We start from the raw sequence: 15,304 nt of genomic DNA on the forward strand, positions 1-15,304 counted from the left end.
TTTATTTTTATATGCGCTAAGTTAACTAGTTTTACGTGATTTTAAGAAAATCTACAATACTTTCAAAGGTGCGTTCAAATTCAACATAGCTATGATCGCCACCAAACTCTATTCGTTGTTTGCATTGTGAATAATATTTTACTGCGTGCTGATAATTCAGCACTTCATCGCCTGTTTGTTGAAGTAAGTACAACAGCTCAGGGTGCGTTAGCTTGTTTACAGTGAGTAACTTAAGCGCCTCAATATGAGTGTTGTTTAACTCATAGTGATAATCCTGATACGGATTATAGTTAGGCCCAAGTAACGACTGTAATAAATTATAGGGTGCGACCGCAGGATTAATAACCACAGCAGGAATTTGATAACGCTGCGATAAATACGTGGCAAAAAAACCACCTAACGAGCTTCCTAATAAAACAGTATTAGGCGTTAGTAGTTGCTCAAGCTTAATGATGGCTTGTAAGGGCTCGTGGCTTAAACACGGTACACAATAATCAATGTCATAGTTTGCCATAAGCTCGCCAAACCTCACAGCTTTATATGATTTTTGTGAGCTATTAAATCCATGAATATAAATTACACGCTTAGCCATACCACATCCGTTTCTACATTTAGCTCACCTTGAACGCTACTTATTTTTAGCATTCTGTATGCGGGCCCTGAATTTTTTTGCTGCCAATTTGCTGTGTTTTTTACAAACTGTACAGAGCTTGCAGGCGTTGCATATACCGCTAGCTCCCTATAGTTTTGTGTATAATCGTTATGCACATGGCCGTGAAAAATAGCCGCTACGTTAGCGCTGTTAACTAGAATATTTAACAGCTGAGGACCATTTTCCAACATATGTTTATCAAGGTAGCCATTTATAGGCAACGGGTTATGGTGACAAAAAATAACATTGCTTTTACTAGAGCTAATTAAGCTCTGGGTTATTTCATCTAAATGATTGCTCGTAACCCACCCTGCAGGCGTTGGACCTTTAGAATTGATAAGCAGTAAATCAAAGCCATTGCCAGTAATGCGTTTAGCTGCATTTATTTGAGCGCCACTAATACGATTTAGCATTGCTAACTCATCATGATTCCCTGGTACCCAAAATACCGGGCAAGTAAGTGCGCTTTCATTTATAAGGTCGCTAAATAGCAAGTACGATTCAAAGCTGTGATCTTGTGTTAAATCACCACCAAATATAACGCAGTCAGGCTGTTGCTTAGCTATATGCGCTAGTGATTGTTCAAAATGTTTGGCTGTATTTACACTAAAATACTCACCGTTTTTATCTGCAAATAAGTGACTGTCGGTAATATGGGCTATGTTTAAAGTTGATCTATCAAAATTATATACCTCATCAAACCAGGCCATTATTAACATCCCAGTTTAAAGTTGCTTGGCCGCGCTCAACACAGGCTACTAACCAGTCATATAAAAAAGCATTAAGCTGATATTTTTCATCTTTTTGATGCATTTTAGGGTTAGGGTAACCGTAAGACGGCTTTATACGCTGATGGTAATCGTGATGAATGATTTCAGCCACTTTAGCATCGTGATACAACCTTACCGTTAAATAAAGTGGCGTAATGCCTTTAACCATCCCTGTTAGCTGTTTGATTGAAATATCCATAGTGTACTTTGCGCTATCGTCTACTTTAATAGCAAACTCGCTGTTACCTAGTTTAACTTCGCGGGTGCTTCCAATATCCCGCTCGCTCGGTAACAACTTTAACAGTCGCAGGTAGTTATGCTCACAAAGTGTTAAATACTTTGGAAGGCTTTGAATATATCGCTTTGTTGCTAATAGTGCTGTCAAAGTACCGCCATTATGTTGTTAACCCTCTATAAGGTTAAGTTGTAGTTATGCCCATTTACGGGCCATTTTTTCGCGATTAAGCGCAAGCCATTGCATACAAATCACCGTTGCAGCATTGTCTATCTCACCGTTGTTAAGACGCGTAAGCGCATCATCAACACTTAATACGTGAGTTTTTATATCTTCGCCTTCGCTTTCAAGGCCATAAACACCTGTTTGCACTTGGCTTAAATCGGCACGTGCTAAATACAAATATAAGCGCTCTGTAGTACCACCGGGACTAGACAAGTACGACAACATAAACTCAAGTTCGTTTAACTCAAGCCCCGCCTCTTCAAATGCTTCTTTTTTTACCACCGATTCGTAATCTGTGCTGCCATCAGTCATGCCGGCTATACATTCTAGCAGCCACGGTGAATGTTTGCTTTTAATTGCACCTATACGTATTTGTTCGATTAAAAGCACAGTATCCGATATCGGATCGTACGGAAGTACTGCAATTGCATCGCCGCGTTCTAATATTTCGCGGCTAATCACCTCAGAAGTTCCACCAGCAAAAAGTGCATGCTCAAACTGGTATAAATCGACCTGAAAAAAACCCTTATAAAGATTTTTAACAGGCTTAACTGTGACATCTTTATGGGTGAATTTTATCAAGTTTTTACTCGCCATGCTTTTACTCCCTGCTTATCTAAACGGTTAAAATGCGTTAATATATTCTGTTACACTTGAACATACTGTTTTACTAATTATTTTTTTTGTTATGGAGTAAAACAGGTTAACATGCTTTTAGTATAAAAATTGTCTAAGGACTGAACCTAACATGAAAAAGAACATCCTTGCAGCGCTGGTTAGCTTATCATGCGCACTAGGCGCAACAGCAGCCAACGCAGAAGATTTACTACAAGTTTTTGAAATTGCTACAGCTAACGATCCTACCGTTTTAAAAGCAAAAGCCCAAGCCGATGCGCAATCTTATCAAAGCGATTTAGCAATGAGTGCACTATTGCCTCAAATTGGTTTAACTGCGAGCTACACTAAAAGTGACTCAACGTCTTTTCAAAGTATTGGCGACTTATCTAATCAAGTTAAAGTTGAGTCTGAAACAGATGATTTCAGCCGAGGTGTTAGTTTAAGCCAAACTCTGTTTGATTTAGGTGCATGGAACACGTTAGACATTGCTGATAAACAAGCACTTCAAGCAAATGGTCAGTACGATGCAGCTAAGCAAAACTTAATTGTGCGCGTTGCAGAGGGCTATTTTAACGTATTAAGTGCAATTGATAACCTTGAATTTGTGCAAGCCGAAAAACGTGCCATTGAACGTCAACTGGAGCAAACAAAGCAGCGCTATGCAGTAGGCTTGACCGCAATTACCGATGTGCACGAAGCGCAAGCACAGTTTGATAACTCAGTAGCGCAAGAAATCATTGCAAGTAATGCGGTAGAAACTGCACGTGAAGAACTGCGTGAAATTACCGGTAAGTACCATGCTAAGTTAGATTTTTTAAACACTGAAACGTTTTCAACGACTAAGCCGGCTAAACAATCTAGTGATTTTGTAAAAATAGCTGAAGAAAATAATATTAACTTACAAGTGGCTAAAGTCACTGTTGATATAGCAAAAGATCAAATTGTACTTGCTAAAGCAGGTCATTATCCAAAGTTAACACTTAGTGCAAGCTACGGCGATTCACTCACTGACACTGAAGTAAATGGCGCTAATTTTGACGAACAACCTCGCTCAGACTCAAGCTCAGTCGCGCTGAACTTTAGCGTACCTTTGTATTCAGGTGGTGCAACGGTTGCAGCCACTAAACAGGCCCGTGCTTTTTATGTAGGCGCAAGCCAAGACTATGAAACAAACTACCGTGCAGTGACACGTACTGTTATTACCTCATACAATCAGGTGGTTTCAGATATCGCAACATATAAAGCGCTAGAGCAAGCTGTAGTATCGGCACAAAGTGCACTTAAAGCTACCGAAGCAGGTTTTGAAGTAGGTACTCGTACAATTGTTGACGTACTTATTAGCACACAAAATTTATACGATGCCAAACGCAATCTTGCTGACGTTCGTTACCGCTACGTGCTATCTACTCTTCGTTTAAAACAAGCCGCAGGTACACTTACAAGTAAAGATTTAGTTGCTATAAACCAAGGTTTAAAATCGGTTTAATTTAATACTGAAACTTACTTAATTTATTACAAAGCCAGCGCCTGCTGGCTTTTTGTATTTTATTACGCTTAGCGTTAAACTAGCGTTTTTATTTTCAGAGATTTTTTTGTGGTCACCTCATCTCCTTTTAAAATATCATTTTTAGGCCCTCGCTACTGGCTAACATGGATAGGCGTTTTATTTTTATACGTGATCTCTTGGCTACCACAAAAAGTTCAACTTGCATTAGGTAAATTACTAGGGCGCTTAGTACATAAATTTATGAAGCGTCGCCGCCATATAGCAGAAGTAAACATCAAGCTTTGCTTTCCAGATATGAGTGAAGCAGAACAAAGAAAACTGGTTTTAAAAAACATGGAAAATACCGGTATTGCCATGGTGGAAACGGGCATGGCATGGTGGTGGCCGCAGTGGCGTGTAAAAAATGTTTATGGGTCAATCAAAGGGCTTGAAAATTTTGAACGTGTGCAAGCACAAGGCAAAGGTATACTTTTGCTTGTACCGCATATTCTACATTTAGAAATGGCTAGCCGAATAATGGGGACTAAGTGCCAAGGGCTAGGGTTTTATCGCCCACACAACAATGCACTAATGGAATACTTTACCACTAATGGTCGTCTTCGCTCTAACGAGTATTTAATTGGCCGCAAAGATGTTAAAGGTCTATTAAAGTCACTTAAAGATAAGAAGGTCTGTTATTACTTGCCAGATCAAGATTATGGCCGAAACCGCTGCGAATTTGTGCCCTTCTATGCAGTACCAGATGCAGCAACAACCACTGGAACATTAATGTTTGCGGCCAGTAAATACTGCGAAACAATGAGCTTAATTAGCCGCAGAGACGATAACGGTAAGTACCATTTAGAAATAGTCCCAGAGCTTAAAAACTTCCCAAGTGGTGATGACAGAGCAGATGTAACTTGCGTTAACCAACGCATGGAGCGCTCAATTAATGCAGCACCCGAGCAATACATGTGGCTGCACCGTCGTTTTAAAACAAGACCTGATAAAAATACTCCTTCATTTTATAAAAAGTAGTGGTATAACAATATCAGTAACTTTAAATAGTAAACCTCTAAATGAGCGTGTTGCTAAATAACAAATAAAATGGGTAATTAAAATGTGGTTTTGGATTAAACATTTATCGTTTGCTGTTGTGTTAATTGTAGTTGCTGGGTATTTTTTGCTTGGCGATGGCCCGGTACTTGATATAAAAGAATCTAAAAATGCAGCCGCAGAGGGATTATCTCGCTTTTATTCATCTATACGTAATCAAGTAAAAAGTAATAAAGAGCGCGAGCAATTTGTACTACAACTTAAAACTCCTCAACAAAGCCTTGATAGAGTCCTTGTTGAGCGAGCACGTATTGTTGATCCCATGCCAGCGAGTTGGTCTGGAAAGGTTGAGCCGAGACGTTTTGAAAATGGTTCAACACTTAAAGATGTACTTAAAGAATATGCAAAAACTGAAGGCATAGAACTTTATTGGTACTTAAGTAAAGATTACGTAGTAAAGGATCACTTTAGGGTAGATAGCAACTTTACCTCGGCGCTTTACCAGGTAGGTAGAGCAATCAATGATGATTTTGAATACGAGGTTTATACTTATTTTTGCTACAAGCAAAGAGCTGCGGTTATTACCGAGCTCCCCTCTGAATTTGTTCGAAGTAACTGCTTGAAGCTAAACGTTTAACGGCCCGTATAATAAAAACCAAATTTATATTTGGTTTTTATAAGTAATTTAGTTGTCCGCTAACTCAAATACACTCTTCCAAATTTGTGTAATATTAATAATATCTTGTTCAAATTGCTCTCTTAACACTAAGCGCCCTTGCTGATCTAAGCTCAAAACATGATAGCGTGAGCGATAATCAATGTAGGCTTGAATTAACTGCTGCTTTTGCTCTTTACTGATACAGCCAAGTTTAGCCGCATCACTTAAAATTCTCACGTTGTCTGAATACACTGTTAGGCTCTCAAACTCATTAGCGTGTTTGAGTACTAAATATTGGGTTATAAACTCAATATCGGCCATACCACCAATATCTTGTTTTAAATCAAATTGCTGTGTATTCCCTTTAGCTAGATGCTCGCGCATTTTTTCGCGCATTTTAATTACATCAGCTTTAAGTATGTTTGCATCTCGTGGTTGGCATAATATTTCTCTGCGTATCTGTGCAAAGCGCTCTACTAATTCGTCTTGCCCTAATATTAATCGAGCACGTACAAGTGCTTGATGCTCCCACGTCCATGCTTGTGTTTGCTGATAATGATTAAAGCTTTCTAAGTTAATTGCTAATAAACCAGAGGCACCTTCTGGACGTAATCGCGTATCAAGCTCATACAAAATGCCTGAAGCTGTTCGCGTATTAAATAAATGCATTAAACGCTGCGCGAGCTTTAAATAAAACTGCCTAGAAGTAATTGATTTATCGCCATTGGTAGTACTATTTCCATCATGGTTATGCACAAAAACGAGATCTAAGTCAGAATCATACCCCACCTCAAAGCCGCCTGTTTTTCCATAAGCTATAACGGCAAAACCTTTATGTTCATCATCAGTGCCCGGCGGCATACCAAAGCGTTTAACAGTATTATACCAAGCAATATTGACTGATTGTTCGACTATTGCCTCAGCAAGTGCTGTAAGGTGATCGCTTACCTTCATCACATCTATAACGCCAGTGGCATCAGCGGCTGCAATACGCAGTTGATGAGTTTGCTTAAATTGCCTGAGCGACTCCATTTGTAGTTCTAGGTCGTCATGCTCAATGCGTAAAAAATATTGTCTTATCTCGTCTTTGTACGCACTCAACGGTGTTGGCTTATAAAGTACTGCGGGGTCAATAAGCTCGTCTAGCAAAATAGGGTATCTAGAAATATGCTCCCCTATCCACTTGCTATGACAGCACAACAATACTAGTTGCTTTAATGCACCTTGGTTTTCGTAAAGTAGCTCTAAATAAGCGGTACGCGATATTATTTTATTTAGAATTTGGCAAACCATCGTGAAAGCAGCGGCACTGGCATTAAAATTATTTAGTTGCTCTAACAATACCGGCATTAACTTATCGAGCGTTTCACGCCCTCGATTACCAATATTGACCTTCGAAAGTCTTAATTTAAAATCATTGAGCGGTAACTGCCACTCATCTCTTTTGTCTTTTAAAAAGCTCAAATCACCGTGATCCCACGCGCTAATAAAAGCTCCTTCACAAGTATCTAATGGCGCCGTTTCTTCACCAATCACCAATGAAAACTCACTATTAACTTGCTTCATCACCTTTTCAATCGTGTGTAATGTAGTATTGAAATCGTCTTGCGCTAATAATAAATTTAAGCGCTGCTGATTTAGCTCATCATCAGGTAAAGTTTGTGTTTGTTGATCGTCAAATATCTGGAGGTACTGCTCAACTTTACGTAAATATAGGTAGTTACTTTTAAGCTCGATTGCTTCTTGCTCGTCTATAACTTGGCTAAGTGATAACTCATTTAATGCTTTAAGCAGTGATTGCGTTTGTAAATTAGCCTCTCGCCCACCTCTAACCATTTGCAGAGCTTGTACAATAAATTCAACTTCACGAATCCCCCCTGCACCTAGTTTAATATTATTAGTGAGGCCTTTTCGGCGTACTTCTTGAGCAATCATTAACTTCATTTTACGCAGCGATTCAATTACCGAGAAATCAATATAGCGACGATAAACAAATGGCTTTAATAGCTTAATAAACTCATCCCAATATTTGTTGGGTGTGCCAATTAAACGCCCTTTTAACATGGCATAGCGTTCCCAATCGCGACCTTGTTCTTGGTAGTAGTCCTCAATCGCATTGAAGCTCATAACTAAAGGACCGCTTTCACCAAACGGGCGCAACCGCATGTCTACTCTAAATACTTGCCCGTCACCTGTTACTTGGTTAAGCGCCGCAATAAGCTTTTGCGCCACTTTTGTATAAAACACTTGGGCTTCTAGGGTTCGTCGCCCGCCTTGTGTTTTTGTACTGCGCGGATAGGCAAAAATTAAATCGATATCTGATGAGTAATTAAGCTCTTTGCCACCGAGCTTTCCCATTCCTAACACCATCAACGGCATTGCTTGATTTTGCTCATCAAGAGGCTCGCCATTTACTTTAGCAACCTGTGCATGCGCCCACTGGTTAGCGCTATTAATTAGCATATCGGCTAATTGGCTAATGTAATTTATACTGTCGGCAATGGGGTTAGCGCAGCAGAGGTCGAGGTATGCAACCTTGAGCCAGTACTTTTCGCGGTACTTTCGTAAAATTTGATTGCACTTAGCTTCATCAATACTAGCAAGGTCTAGAGCATCAAAGGGTGATATAACATGCCTATCTTTAATTTCATCTTTACACAACAACCAATCTTTTAAATCAGGCTGAGACTCTAAACAGCGCCATGCAAAGTCACTCAATGCGAGTAATCTTACAATGCCACTTTCTTCGCTTTGCTGCGGATATAGCTGTTCAAAGCGCTCTAAGCCAAGTTTTTGTAATTGAATAGGAAGTTGCTTTAGATTACTCATCAATCCTCTCTTTTATATCGTCAATAACCATACTAGAATGACTAAAACCTAGAAAGGTTAACTTAATTAGGATCACCATGTCATATTTGTCTTTATCTAACACTAGTTTTATTGCGATTGCCATTAGTTTTGCGGTTATTTGCATAACTATTTTTGGTTTGCGTACGGTAACTCAACTTAAGGCAAAACAAGCGCTTAAAGAGGAGTTAGCACAACACGATAACTTTGCCATGGGAATTAGTTTTGCGTCTGAAATATCTGTAGTTATAGCCACTATGGCTTTTTTATTTGACGAAATAAGCGTAAGTACCGCGCAGTCGAATCCAGTAAAAGTAATTATTTTAATCGTTTTACTATTTACGTTTATAAAAGTTGGTCACTTAATCCACAGAAAATGGATATTGCACAGATTCAATGAAGAAGCCGCTATATTAAAACAAAATGTATGTGCCGCCTTGGTTGACTCTGGCATGCTAATAGCAAATTGTATTATTGCACTTGGCCTATATACATGGACCCACACTCAAGGATTTAGTAACTTACTTATTGCTTTCGTTAGCTTTTTTACCCTACAAGGAATGTTTGCTCTTGACAGTAAAATACGCGAACATCGCTTTGCTAAAGCTAATCAAGGTGCATCATTACAAAGTAACTTTAATCTAGAAAACACCTCTATTGGTATAAGATACGCAGGCAAATCAATAGGCTTGGCACTTGCCGTTTACGCTGGTTTATCGAGCGCCGCATTTCAAAACGGCAAAATGGTGGAAAATATATTTACACTCGTTATGCATTGCGGTGTAATGTGGCTGTTACTTTATTGTTTGACTGGTGTAATAAAAGTTATATCTTTACCAAATATTAATACTGCTTTAGAGGTCGATCACCAAGATAACATTGGGATTGCATGTATAGAGTTTGCTGTTTTTTGTGCTATAGGCTATTTGCTTATAAGCATGTTTTCTATCTAACTCCCCCCTTTGCTAACGCTTATGCAGTTACGCAAAGGTGGTAATGACTTTGCTTAACTGCAACGAGGCCCTAATGCCAGCGGAAGTAACAAATTATTTGTTAATTGACATAGATAACGAATTTAGCCGTGCATTTGCGCAGTACAATCAAAAAAATAATAAAAGCGGCACGTCGTGCGAGCTTATCGCTGTGGGCAGTAATACACGCCAGCTTGTAAAGATGATGTTTGATGAGCAAATTAAAGATTACTGTTATTGCGACCTTGAAAACGAAATAAGCGTCGCTGAACTTATCCATTATTTAACTGAGCATCACAGTATTCATGGCGTTCTTTTTAATAGCGCCGATTACTTACTGGCAAGTGATAATCAGCGCTCAATATATAATTCATTAAACGAAAACCGCTTTTTAATAAACCTCGATGATACAGAATATACACTAAGCCGAATTACCGATGAGACTCTAACTGAGCCCTTAATTGCTGATCATGACATTGCACACAGCACACAAGAACTTATCTGCCAAACCGAGCAACTTATTAAAAATAAATAATTGCGCCTAGCTGCTTGCTTACTTACCATAGCGGTATCTATTTTTCGCTAATGAGTAAGTAACGTACCATGCGAGTTCCTCATATTTATCAGGCATCGGATATTGCCTTAAACACCCCTGTAACGTTAGATGATGACGCTGCTGGGCATATTGGCCGAGTACTGCGTATGAAAGTAGGCGAGCATGTGTCTATTTTTAATGGAGAAGGCGGCGAGTACCTTAGTGAAATAATTGAGGTAACTAAAAAAACAGTGGTAGTCATGCCATTAGAACTCAACCCACATGACGTAGAATCCCCCCTTAAAATACATTTAGGCCAATGTGTATCTCGTGGCGATAAGATGGATTTTACCATTCAAAAATCTGTAGAGCTTGGTATAACAGAGATCACACCACTTTTTAGCCAGCGCTGCGGCGTTAAACTCAGTGGCGATCGCTTAGAGAAAAAACATCAGCAATGGCAAAAAATTGCAATTGCTGCAGCTGAACAATCTGGACGTAACTTTGTACCAGTTATTCACCCTCCCGTTGATTTAAAACAGTGGCTAGAGCAGCAAACACAGGCAATAAAACTGACTTTGCATCCTCGTGCTGAGCACAGCATTAAAACCATTACAGTGCCCAAAGATGGTGTGCGCTTTTTAGTAGGTCCTGAAGGCGGTTTTACCGATGAAGAAATGGCACAAACTAAACAGCAAGATTTTGTAGATATTCGCTTAGGCCCGCGTGTTTTACGAACGGAAACTGCTGCTTTAACGGTCTTAAGTGCATTACAGTTACAATTTGGCGATTTAGCTAATTGAAATAACTAAAAGTACCCTCATATAAACATTAATATTTATAGTAAGGCACAGCGCATGGCAATTAAGTTAGGTATTATTTCAGATCCTATTAGCGGATTTAACATTAAAAAAGACACCGGTTTTGCAATGATGATGCAAGCGCAAGAGCGCGGCTACGAAATTTACTACATGGAGATGGATGACTTATCTCTGCGTAAAGGTAAATCTTATGCAACAGCATCTAAAGCTCAAGTATTTAACAACACCGAAAAATGGTATGAGCTTGAAGAAAAAGCCACTATTGCTCTTGCTGACCTAGATGTTATTTTAATGCGAAAAGATCCACCGTTCGATACTGAATACATTTACGCAACCTATATTCTAGAGCGCGCTGAGCAAGAAGGTACGCTTATCGTTAACAAGCCACAAAGCCTTCGTGACGCTAATGAAAAACTATTTACAGCGTGGTTTAGCGAACACACGCCTGATACCCTTGTAACGCGCAGTCAAGCGCAAATACGCGCATTTTTAGCCGAGCATAAAGATATTATTTTAAAGCCGCTTGATGGTATGGGTGGCGCATCAATTTTTCGTATTAAAGAAGATGATGCAAACATTGGTGTAATTTGCGAAACGCTAACCGAGCACGGCAGCCGCTTTGCGATGGTGCAAAATTACATTCCAGAGATCAAACAAGGCGACAAGCGCGTATTAGTTATTGATGGTGAAGTGATTCCTTATTGTTTAGCGCGTATTCCTCAAAATGGCGAAACACGCGGTAACTTAGCAGCAGGCGGTCGCGGTGAAGCTCGCCCTCTTAGCGAATCTGATTTTAAAATAGCACAAGCTGTAGCACCAACGCTTAAAGAGAAAGGCTTAGTATTTGTAGGCTTAGATATTATTGGCGATAAACTAACTGAAATAAACGTAACAGCACCAACGTGTGTACGTGAAATTGAAGCCGCATACGATATTTCTATCACCGGTATTTTGTTTGACGCCATTGAGCGCAAACTTACAAAATAAACACCGTTAAAAAGCGTATTAATTTAATAATTTCATACAATTAATGCGCTTTTTATGTTCAATTTATAGAACTATGCCATACTAAAAGTTCAACTAATATCCATTAACTAAAGGGCGAAATCTATGCAATCATTAGAAAACCATTTTTTAATCGCTATGCCGTCGATGCAAGACCCTTTTTTTAAACGTGCCGTTACGTACATTTGTGAGCACAACGAAGATGGGGCTATGGGCTTGGTAATAAACCAACCTATTAATGTTACTGTTGGCGAGCTTTTAGATAAAATAGAAATTGATAACGACAAAACCCAAAATGCAGCAAAAGTAAATGTATTTGCAGGTGGGCCGGTTAAAACCGATCGAGGGTTTGTTTTGCACTCGCCAAAACCGGGATATTCTGCAAGTCAAAAGCTTAGCAGTGATATAATGATCACCACATCTAAAGACGTTCTGGCAAGTTTAACCACCGCCCACGCACCTGAACAATTCATTATCACGCTAGGTTATTCAGGCTGGGAGCAAGGCCAACTTGAGCAAGAGCTTTTGGATAATAGCTGGTTGATCATAAAGGCAGATCCGAAGATCATTTTTGACACACCCGTTGAAAAGCGCTGGGAAAAAGCGGTGTCTATGTTGGGCTTTGATATTAGCCAGCTTAGCCCTGAAGCGGGTCACGCATAATATAATTTAACCCTTAGCAAACTTAAACAAGATACACATGACAAAAAAAACGCTTAAACCGCAAGGTGAACGTACGGTAATGGGCTTTGACTTTGGTACTAAAAGTATTGGTATAGCCATTGGTCAAGAGCTTACAGGCAGTGCTTCTAGCCTTAAGGCTGTAAAAGCACAAGATGGCATTCCTAATTGGGATCATATCGCTGTACAGGTTAAAGAGTGGCAACCAGATTTAATGGTGGTAGGTTTACCTCTTAATATGGATGGCACCTCTCAAGAGGTAACCTTTAAAGCTAAAAAGTTTGCCAATAGGCTGCATAATCATTACGGCATTCCCGTGCAAACACAAGATGAGCGTTTAACAACAGCGGATGCAAAGGCTCGCCTATTTGAACACGGCGGCTATAAAAACTTAGGCAAAGGTAATGTAGATAATATGTCTGCGGTGATTATTTTAGAAAGTTTTTTTGAAGCCAGCTACGGCGAGTAATCACGACTTTATACCAGTTCGCTTAGTAAAATATTGCTGTGGATTAATAAACAAATGAAAAGCGCCCATTGGCGCTTTTTTTATAGCTATTAGTTATTATTTTTTTTCATCAAGACCATCAATAGTAACGCCTTGCAAAAAGCCTGCGCCTTGCTGCTCGTTATTACGTAGCTTAATCATTAAACGTAAATCGTTTGGCGAGTCAGCATGATGTAGTGCATCGGCGTAGTTAATACGTTGCTGTCTATAAAGCTCAAATAGCGCTTGATCAAAGGTTTGCATGCCCATTTCTTTAGATTTAGACATCGCTTCTTTAATTCCACCAATATCGCCGCTTTTAATTAACTCCGCCACCATAGGTGAATTAAGTAAAATTTCTATTGCAGCTACTCGACTTTCACCATCAGAGGTAGGTACAAGCTGCTGAGCAACTATAGCGCGTAGATTAAGCGCTAAGTCGTACTTAAGCTTGTCGTGCTTTTCTTTTGGTACCAAATGCATAATACGGTCAATCGCTTGGTTTGCATTGTTAGCGTGCAGTGTAGCTACACATAAATGACCGGTTTCAGCAAAACTAAGCGCATATTCCATAGTTTCTTGCGAGCGTATTTCACCAATTAATATTACATCGGGAGCTTGTCGTAATGAGCTTTTAAGCGCCGATTCAAAGCTTTCTGTATCAAGTCCTACTTCACGTTGCGTTATTATGCTCTTACGGTGCTCATGCACAAATTCAATCGGATCTTCAATCGTAAGTATATGACCGCGTTGGTTACGGTTTCTGTAGCCAATAAGTGCAGCTAATGATGTTGATTTACCAGTACCTGTACCACCAACAAACAGCACTAAACCACGTTTTGCCATAATTACATCGGTAAGCGTAGAAGGCAGCCCTAGATCAGCTACATCAGGTATTTGTGTCACAATACGGCGAATAACCATACCCGCTCTATCGCGTTGCCAAAACGCAGAAATACGAAAGCGCCCTTCATCTGTGGCTATCGCAAAGTTACACTCTTTAGTGGAATGAAATTCGTTTTTTTGCTTTTCACTCATTGCCGACTCAACAAGCTCTAAAGCCTGTTCATCAGTAAGTTTATCGTCACTTAACGCGATTAACTCACCATTAATTTTAGCGCTAACTGGCAATTGGCTCGATACAAATAAATCAGAGCCTTTTTTCTCAATCATAATGAGTAAAAAGTGGTTTAAAGATAAATTCATAAAGATTCCTTAACCGCCAAACTGTGTTTTATCTTGCGCTTTTTCTTGCGCAGCTTTGTTTGTTACCAGCCCGTGATTTACTAAATTTGTTAAACATTGATCCATGGTTTGCATACCGTGCGATGCACCTGTTTGAATAGACGAATACATTTGCGCGATTTTGTCTTCACGGATTAAGTTACGGATTGCGGGTACACCAATCATTATTTCGTGTGCAGCGACTCGCCCGCCACCAATTTTTTTAAGTAGTGTTTGCGAAATTACCGCACGTAATGACTCAGAGAGCATTGAACGTACCATTGCCTTTTCTTCACCTGGGAATACATCAATAATACGGTCAATGGTTTTTGGCGCTGAGGTTGTATGTAGCGTACCAAAAACTAAGTGACCGGTTTCTGCTGCGGTCATTGCTAAGCGAATTGTTTCTAAATCACGAAGCTCACCAACCAATATTACATCAGGGTCTTCACGCAGTGCACTGCGCAGTGCATTTGAAAAGCTGTGCGTATCACGGTGAACTTCACGTTGGTTAATAAGGCTCAGTTTATTGTCGTGAACAAATTCGATAGGATCTTCTATAGTCAGAATATGGTGATGTTTATTTTGATTTATATAATCAACCATAGCCGCAAGCGTCGTTGATTTACCGGAACCCGTTGGCCCTGTAACCAGCACAAGTCCTCGCGGAGTATCTGAAATCTTTTTAAAAATATCAGGAGCGCCTAAATCATCAAGCGTTAATACCTCACTTGGGATGGTACGAAATACAGCTGCAGGTCCGCGATTAGAGTTAAATGCATTAACACGAAAGCGAGCAAGGTTAGGTACCTCAAACGAAAAATCCACTTCAAGGTTTTGTTCGTAGTCCTTACGTTGATTATCGTTCATAATATCGTAAACCAGACTGTTTACATCTTTGTCTTCAAGTGCTGGTATATTAATACGGCGAACATCACCATCTACGCGTATCATAGGTGAAACACCCGACGATAAGTGTAAATCGGATGCTTTGTGTTGCACACTAAACGCCAATAATTCGGTAATATCCATT

The 15,304-nt window shown here is 39.7% G+C and carries 16 protein-coding genes; 9 read left to right on the forward strand and 7 right to left on the reverse strand.

Annotation, left to right across the window (positions count from 1 at the left end; all coding sequences use genetic code 11):
• Nucleotides 1-31 precede the first annotated feature (31 nt).
• The 4 genes from J8L73_RS04700 to J8L73_RS04715 are packed head-to-tail and all read right to left on the reverse strand — an operon-like array spanning nt 32 to nt 2,479.
• Nucleotides 32-592 (reverse strand): YqiA/YcfP family alpha/beta fold hydrolase, encoded by a 561-nt coding sequence (locus J8L73_RS04700; protein WP_211015106.1) that lies wholly within the window; start codon nt 590-592, stop codon nt 32-34.
• Nucleotides 577-1,362 (reverse strand): metallophosphoesterase, encoded by a 786-nt coding sequence (locus J8L73_RS04705; RefSeq protein WP_211015107.1) that lies wholly within the window; start codon nt 1,360-1,362, stop codon nt 577-579. Before J8L73_RS04705 ends, J8L73_RS04700 begins: the two co-directional genes overlap by 16 nt.
• Nucleotides 1,349-1,807: a DUF1249 domain-containing protein gene (locus tag J8L73_RS04710; RefSeq protein ID WP_210998877.1), complete on the reverse strand. Its 459-nt coding sequence runs from the start codon at nt 1,805-1,807 to the stop codon at nt 1,349-1,351. The genes J8L73_RS04705 and J8L73_RS04710 overlap by 14 nt, the downstream gene beginning before the upstream one ends.
• 45 nt (nt 1,808-1,852) lie before the next feature.
• Nucleotides 1,853-2,479, reverse strand: a complete 627-nt coding sequence (locus J8L73_RS04715) for an NUDIX domain-containing protein (protein ID WP_210998876.1) — start codon at nt 2,477-2,479, stop codon at nt 1,853-1,855.
• Nucleotides 2,480-2,630: 151 nt separating this feature from the next.
• On the opposite strand from J8L73_RS04715, the gene tolC reads away from it, so the two are divergent.
• The 3 genes from tolC (at nt 2,631) to J8L73_RS04730 (ending at nt 5,679) form a co-directional block, all read left to right on the forward strand.
• Entirely contained in the window at nt 2,631-3,986 is a 1,356-nt protein-coding gene (gene tolC / locus J8L73_RS04720; protein WP_210998875.1) for an outer membrane channel protein TolC, read from the forward strand.
• 108 nt (nt 3,987-4,094) lie between these two features.
• Nucleotides 4,095-5,024: an LpxL/LpxP family Kdo(2)-lipid IV(A) lauroyl/palmitoleoyl acyltransferase gene (lpxL, locus tag J8L73_RS04725; protein WP_210998874.1), complete on the forward strand. Its 930-nt coding sequence runs from the start codon at nt 4,095-4,097 to the stop codon at nt 5,022-5,024.
• An 82-nt stretch (nt 5,025-5,106) separates the two neighbouring features.
• Entirely contained in the window at nt 5,107-5,679 is a 573-nt protein-coding gene (locus J8L73_RS04730; protein ID WP_210998873.1) for a toxin co-regulated pilus biosynthesis Q family protein, read from the forward strand.
• Nucleotides 5,680-5,727: 48 nt separating this feature from the next.
• Here the strand turns inward: J8L73_RS04730 and glnE are convergent, their stop codons facing one another.
• Complete coding sequence (gene glnE / locus J8L73_RS04735; protein ID WP_211015110.1) at nt 5,728-8,529, reverse strand: bifunctional [glutamate--ammonia ligase]-adenylyl-L-tyrosine phosphorylase/[glutamate--ammonia-ligase] adenylyltransferase; 2,802 nt, start codon at nt 8,527-8,529, stop codon at nt 5,728-5,730.
• 77 nt (nt 8,530-8,606) lie between these two features.
• Between glnE and J8L73_RS04740 the strand changes: the two genes are divergently transcribed.
• From J8L73_RS04740 to ruvX, 6 genes are all read left to right on the forward strand, one after another.
• Nucleotides 8,607-9,500, forward strand: a complete 894-nt coding sequence (locus tag J8L73_RS04740; protein WP_211015111.1) for a hypothetical protein — start codon at nt 8,607-8,609, stop codon at nt 9,498-9,500.
• 73 nt (nt 9,501-9,573) lie between these two features.
• Nucleotides 9,574-10,053, forward strand: coding sequence for a hypothetical protein (locus J8L73_RS04745; RefSeq protein ID WP_210998870.1), 480 nt, complete (start codon nt 9,574-9,576; stop codon nt 10,051-10,053).
• 68 nt (nt 10,054-10,121) lie between these two features.
• Nucleotides 10,122-10,856, forward strand: a complete 735-nt coding sequence (gene rsmE / locus J8L73_RS04750) for a 16S rRNA (uracil(1498)-N(3))-methyltransferase (RefSeq protein ID WP_211015113.1) — start codon at nt 10,122-10,124, stop codon at nt 10,854-10,856.
• A gap of 54 nt (nt 10,857-10,910) precedes the next feature.
• Complete coding sequence (gene gshB / locus J8L73_RS04755) at nt 10,911-11,861, forward strand: glutathione synthase (RefSeq protein ID WP_211015115.1); 951 nt, start codon at nt 10,911-10,913, stop codon at nt 11,859-11,861.
• A 123-nt stretch (nt 11,862-11,984) separates the two neighbouring features.
• The gene (locus J8L73_RS04760; protein ID WP_211015117.1) at nt 11,985-12,542 is read left to right on the forward strand and encodes a YqgE/AlgH family protein; all 558 of its coding nucleotides are present in this window, start codon (nt 11,985-11,987) and stop codon (nt 12,540-12,542) included.
• A 37-nt stretch (nt 12,543-12,579) separates the two neighbouring features.
• Complete coding sequence (ruvX, locus tag J8L73_RS04765; RefSeq protein ID WP_058549466.1) at nt 12,580-13,029, forward strand: Holliday junction resolvase RuvX; 450 nt, start codon at nt 12,580-12,582, stop codon at nt 13,027-13,029.
• Between the two features lie 96 nt (nt 13,030-13,125).
• Here the strand turns inward: ruvX and J8L73_RS04770 are convergent, their stop codons facing one another.
• Nucleotides 13,126-14,253 (reverse strand): PilT/PilU family type 4a pilus ATPase, encoded by a 1,128-nt coding sequence (locus J8L73_RS04770; protein WP_211015119.1) that lies wholly within the window; start codon nt 14,251-14,253, stop codon nt 13,126-13,128.
• 9 nt (nt 14,254-14,262) lie between these two features.
• Nucleotides 14,263-15,303, reverse strand: coding sequence for a type IV pilus twitching motility protein PilT (locus J8L73_RS04775; protein WP_210998865.1), 1,041 nt, complete (start codon nt 15,301-15,303; stop codon nt 14,263-14,265).
• Nucleotide 15,304: the final 1 nt, after the last annotated feature.

It is taken from the genome of Pseudoalteromonas sp. MMG006 (genome assembly GCF_018101025.1).
Taxonomy (GTDB): Bacteria; Pseudomonadota; Gammaproteobacteria; order Enterobacterales; family Alteromonadaceae; genus Pseudoalteromonas.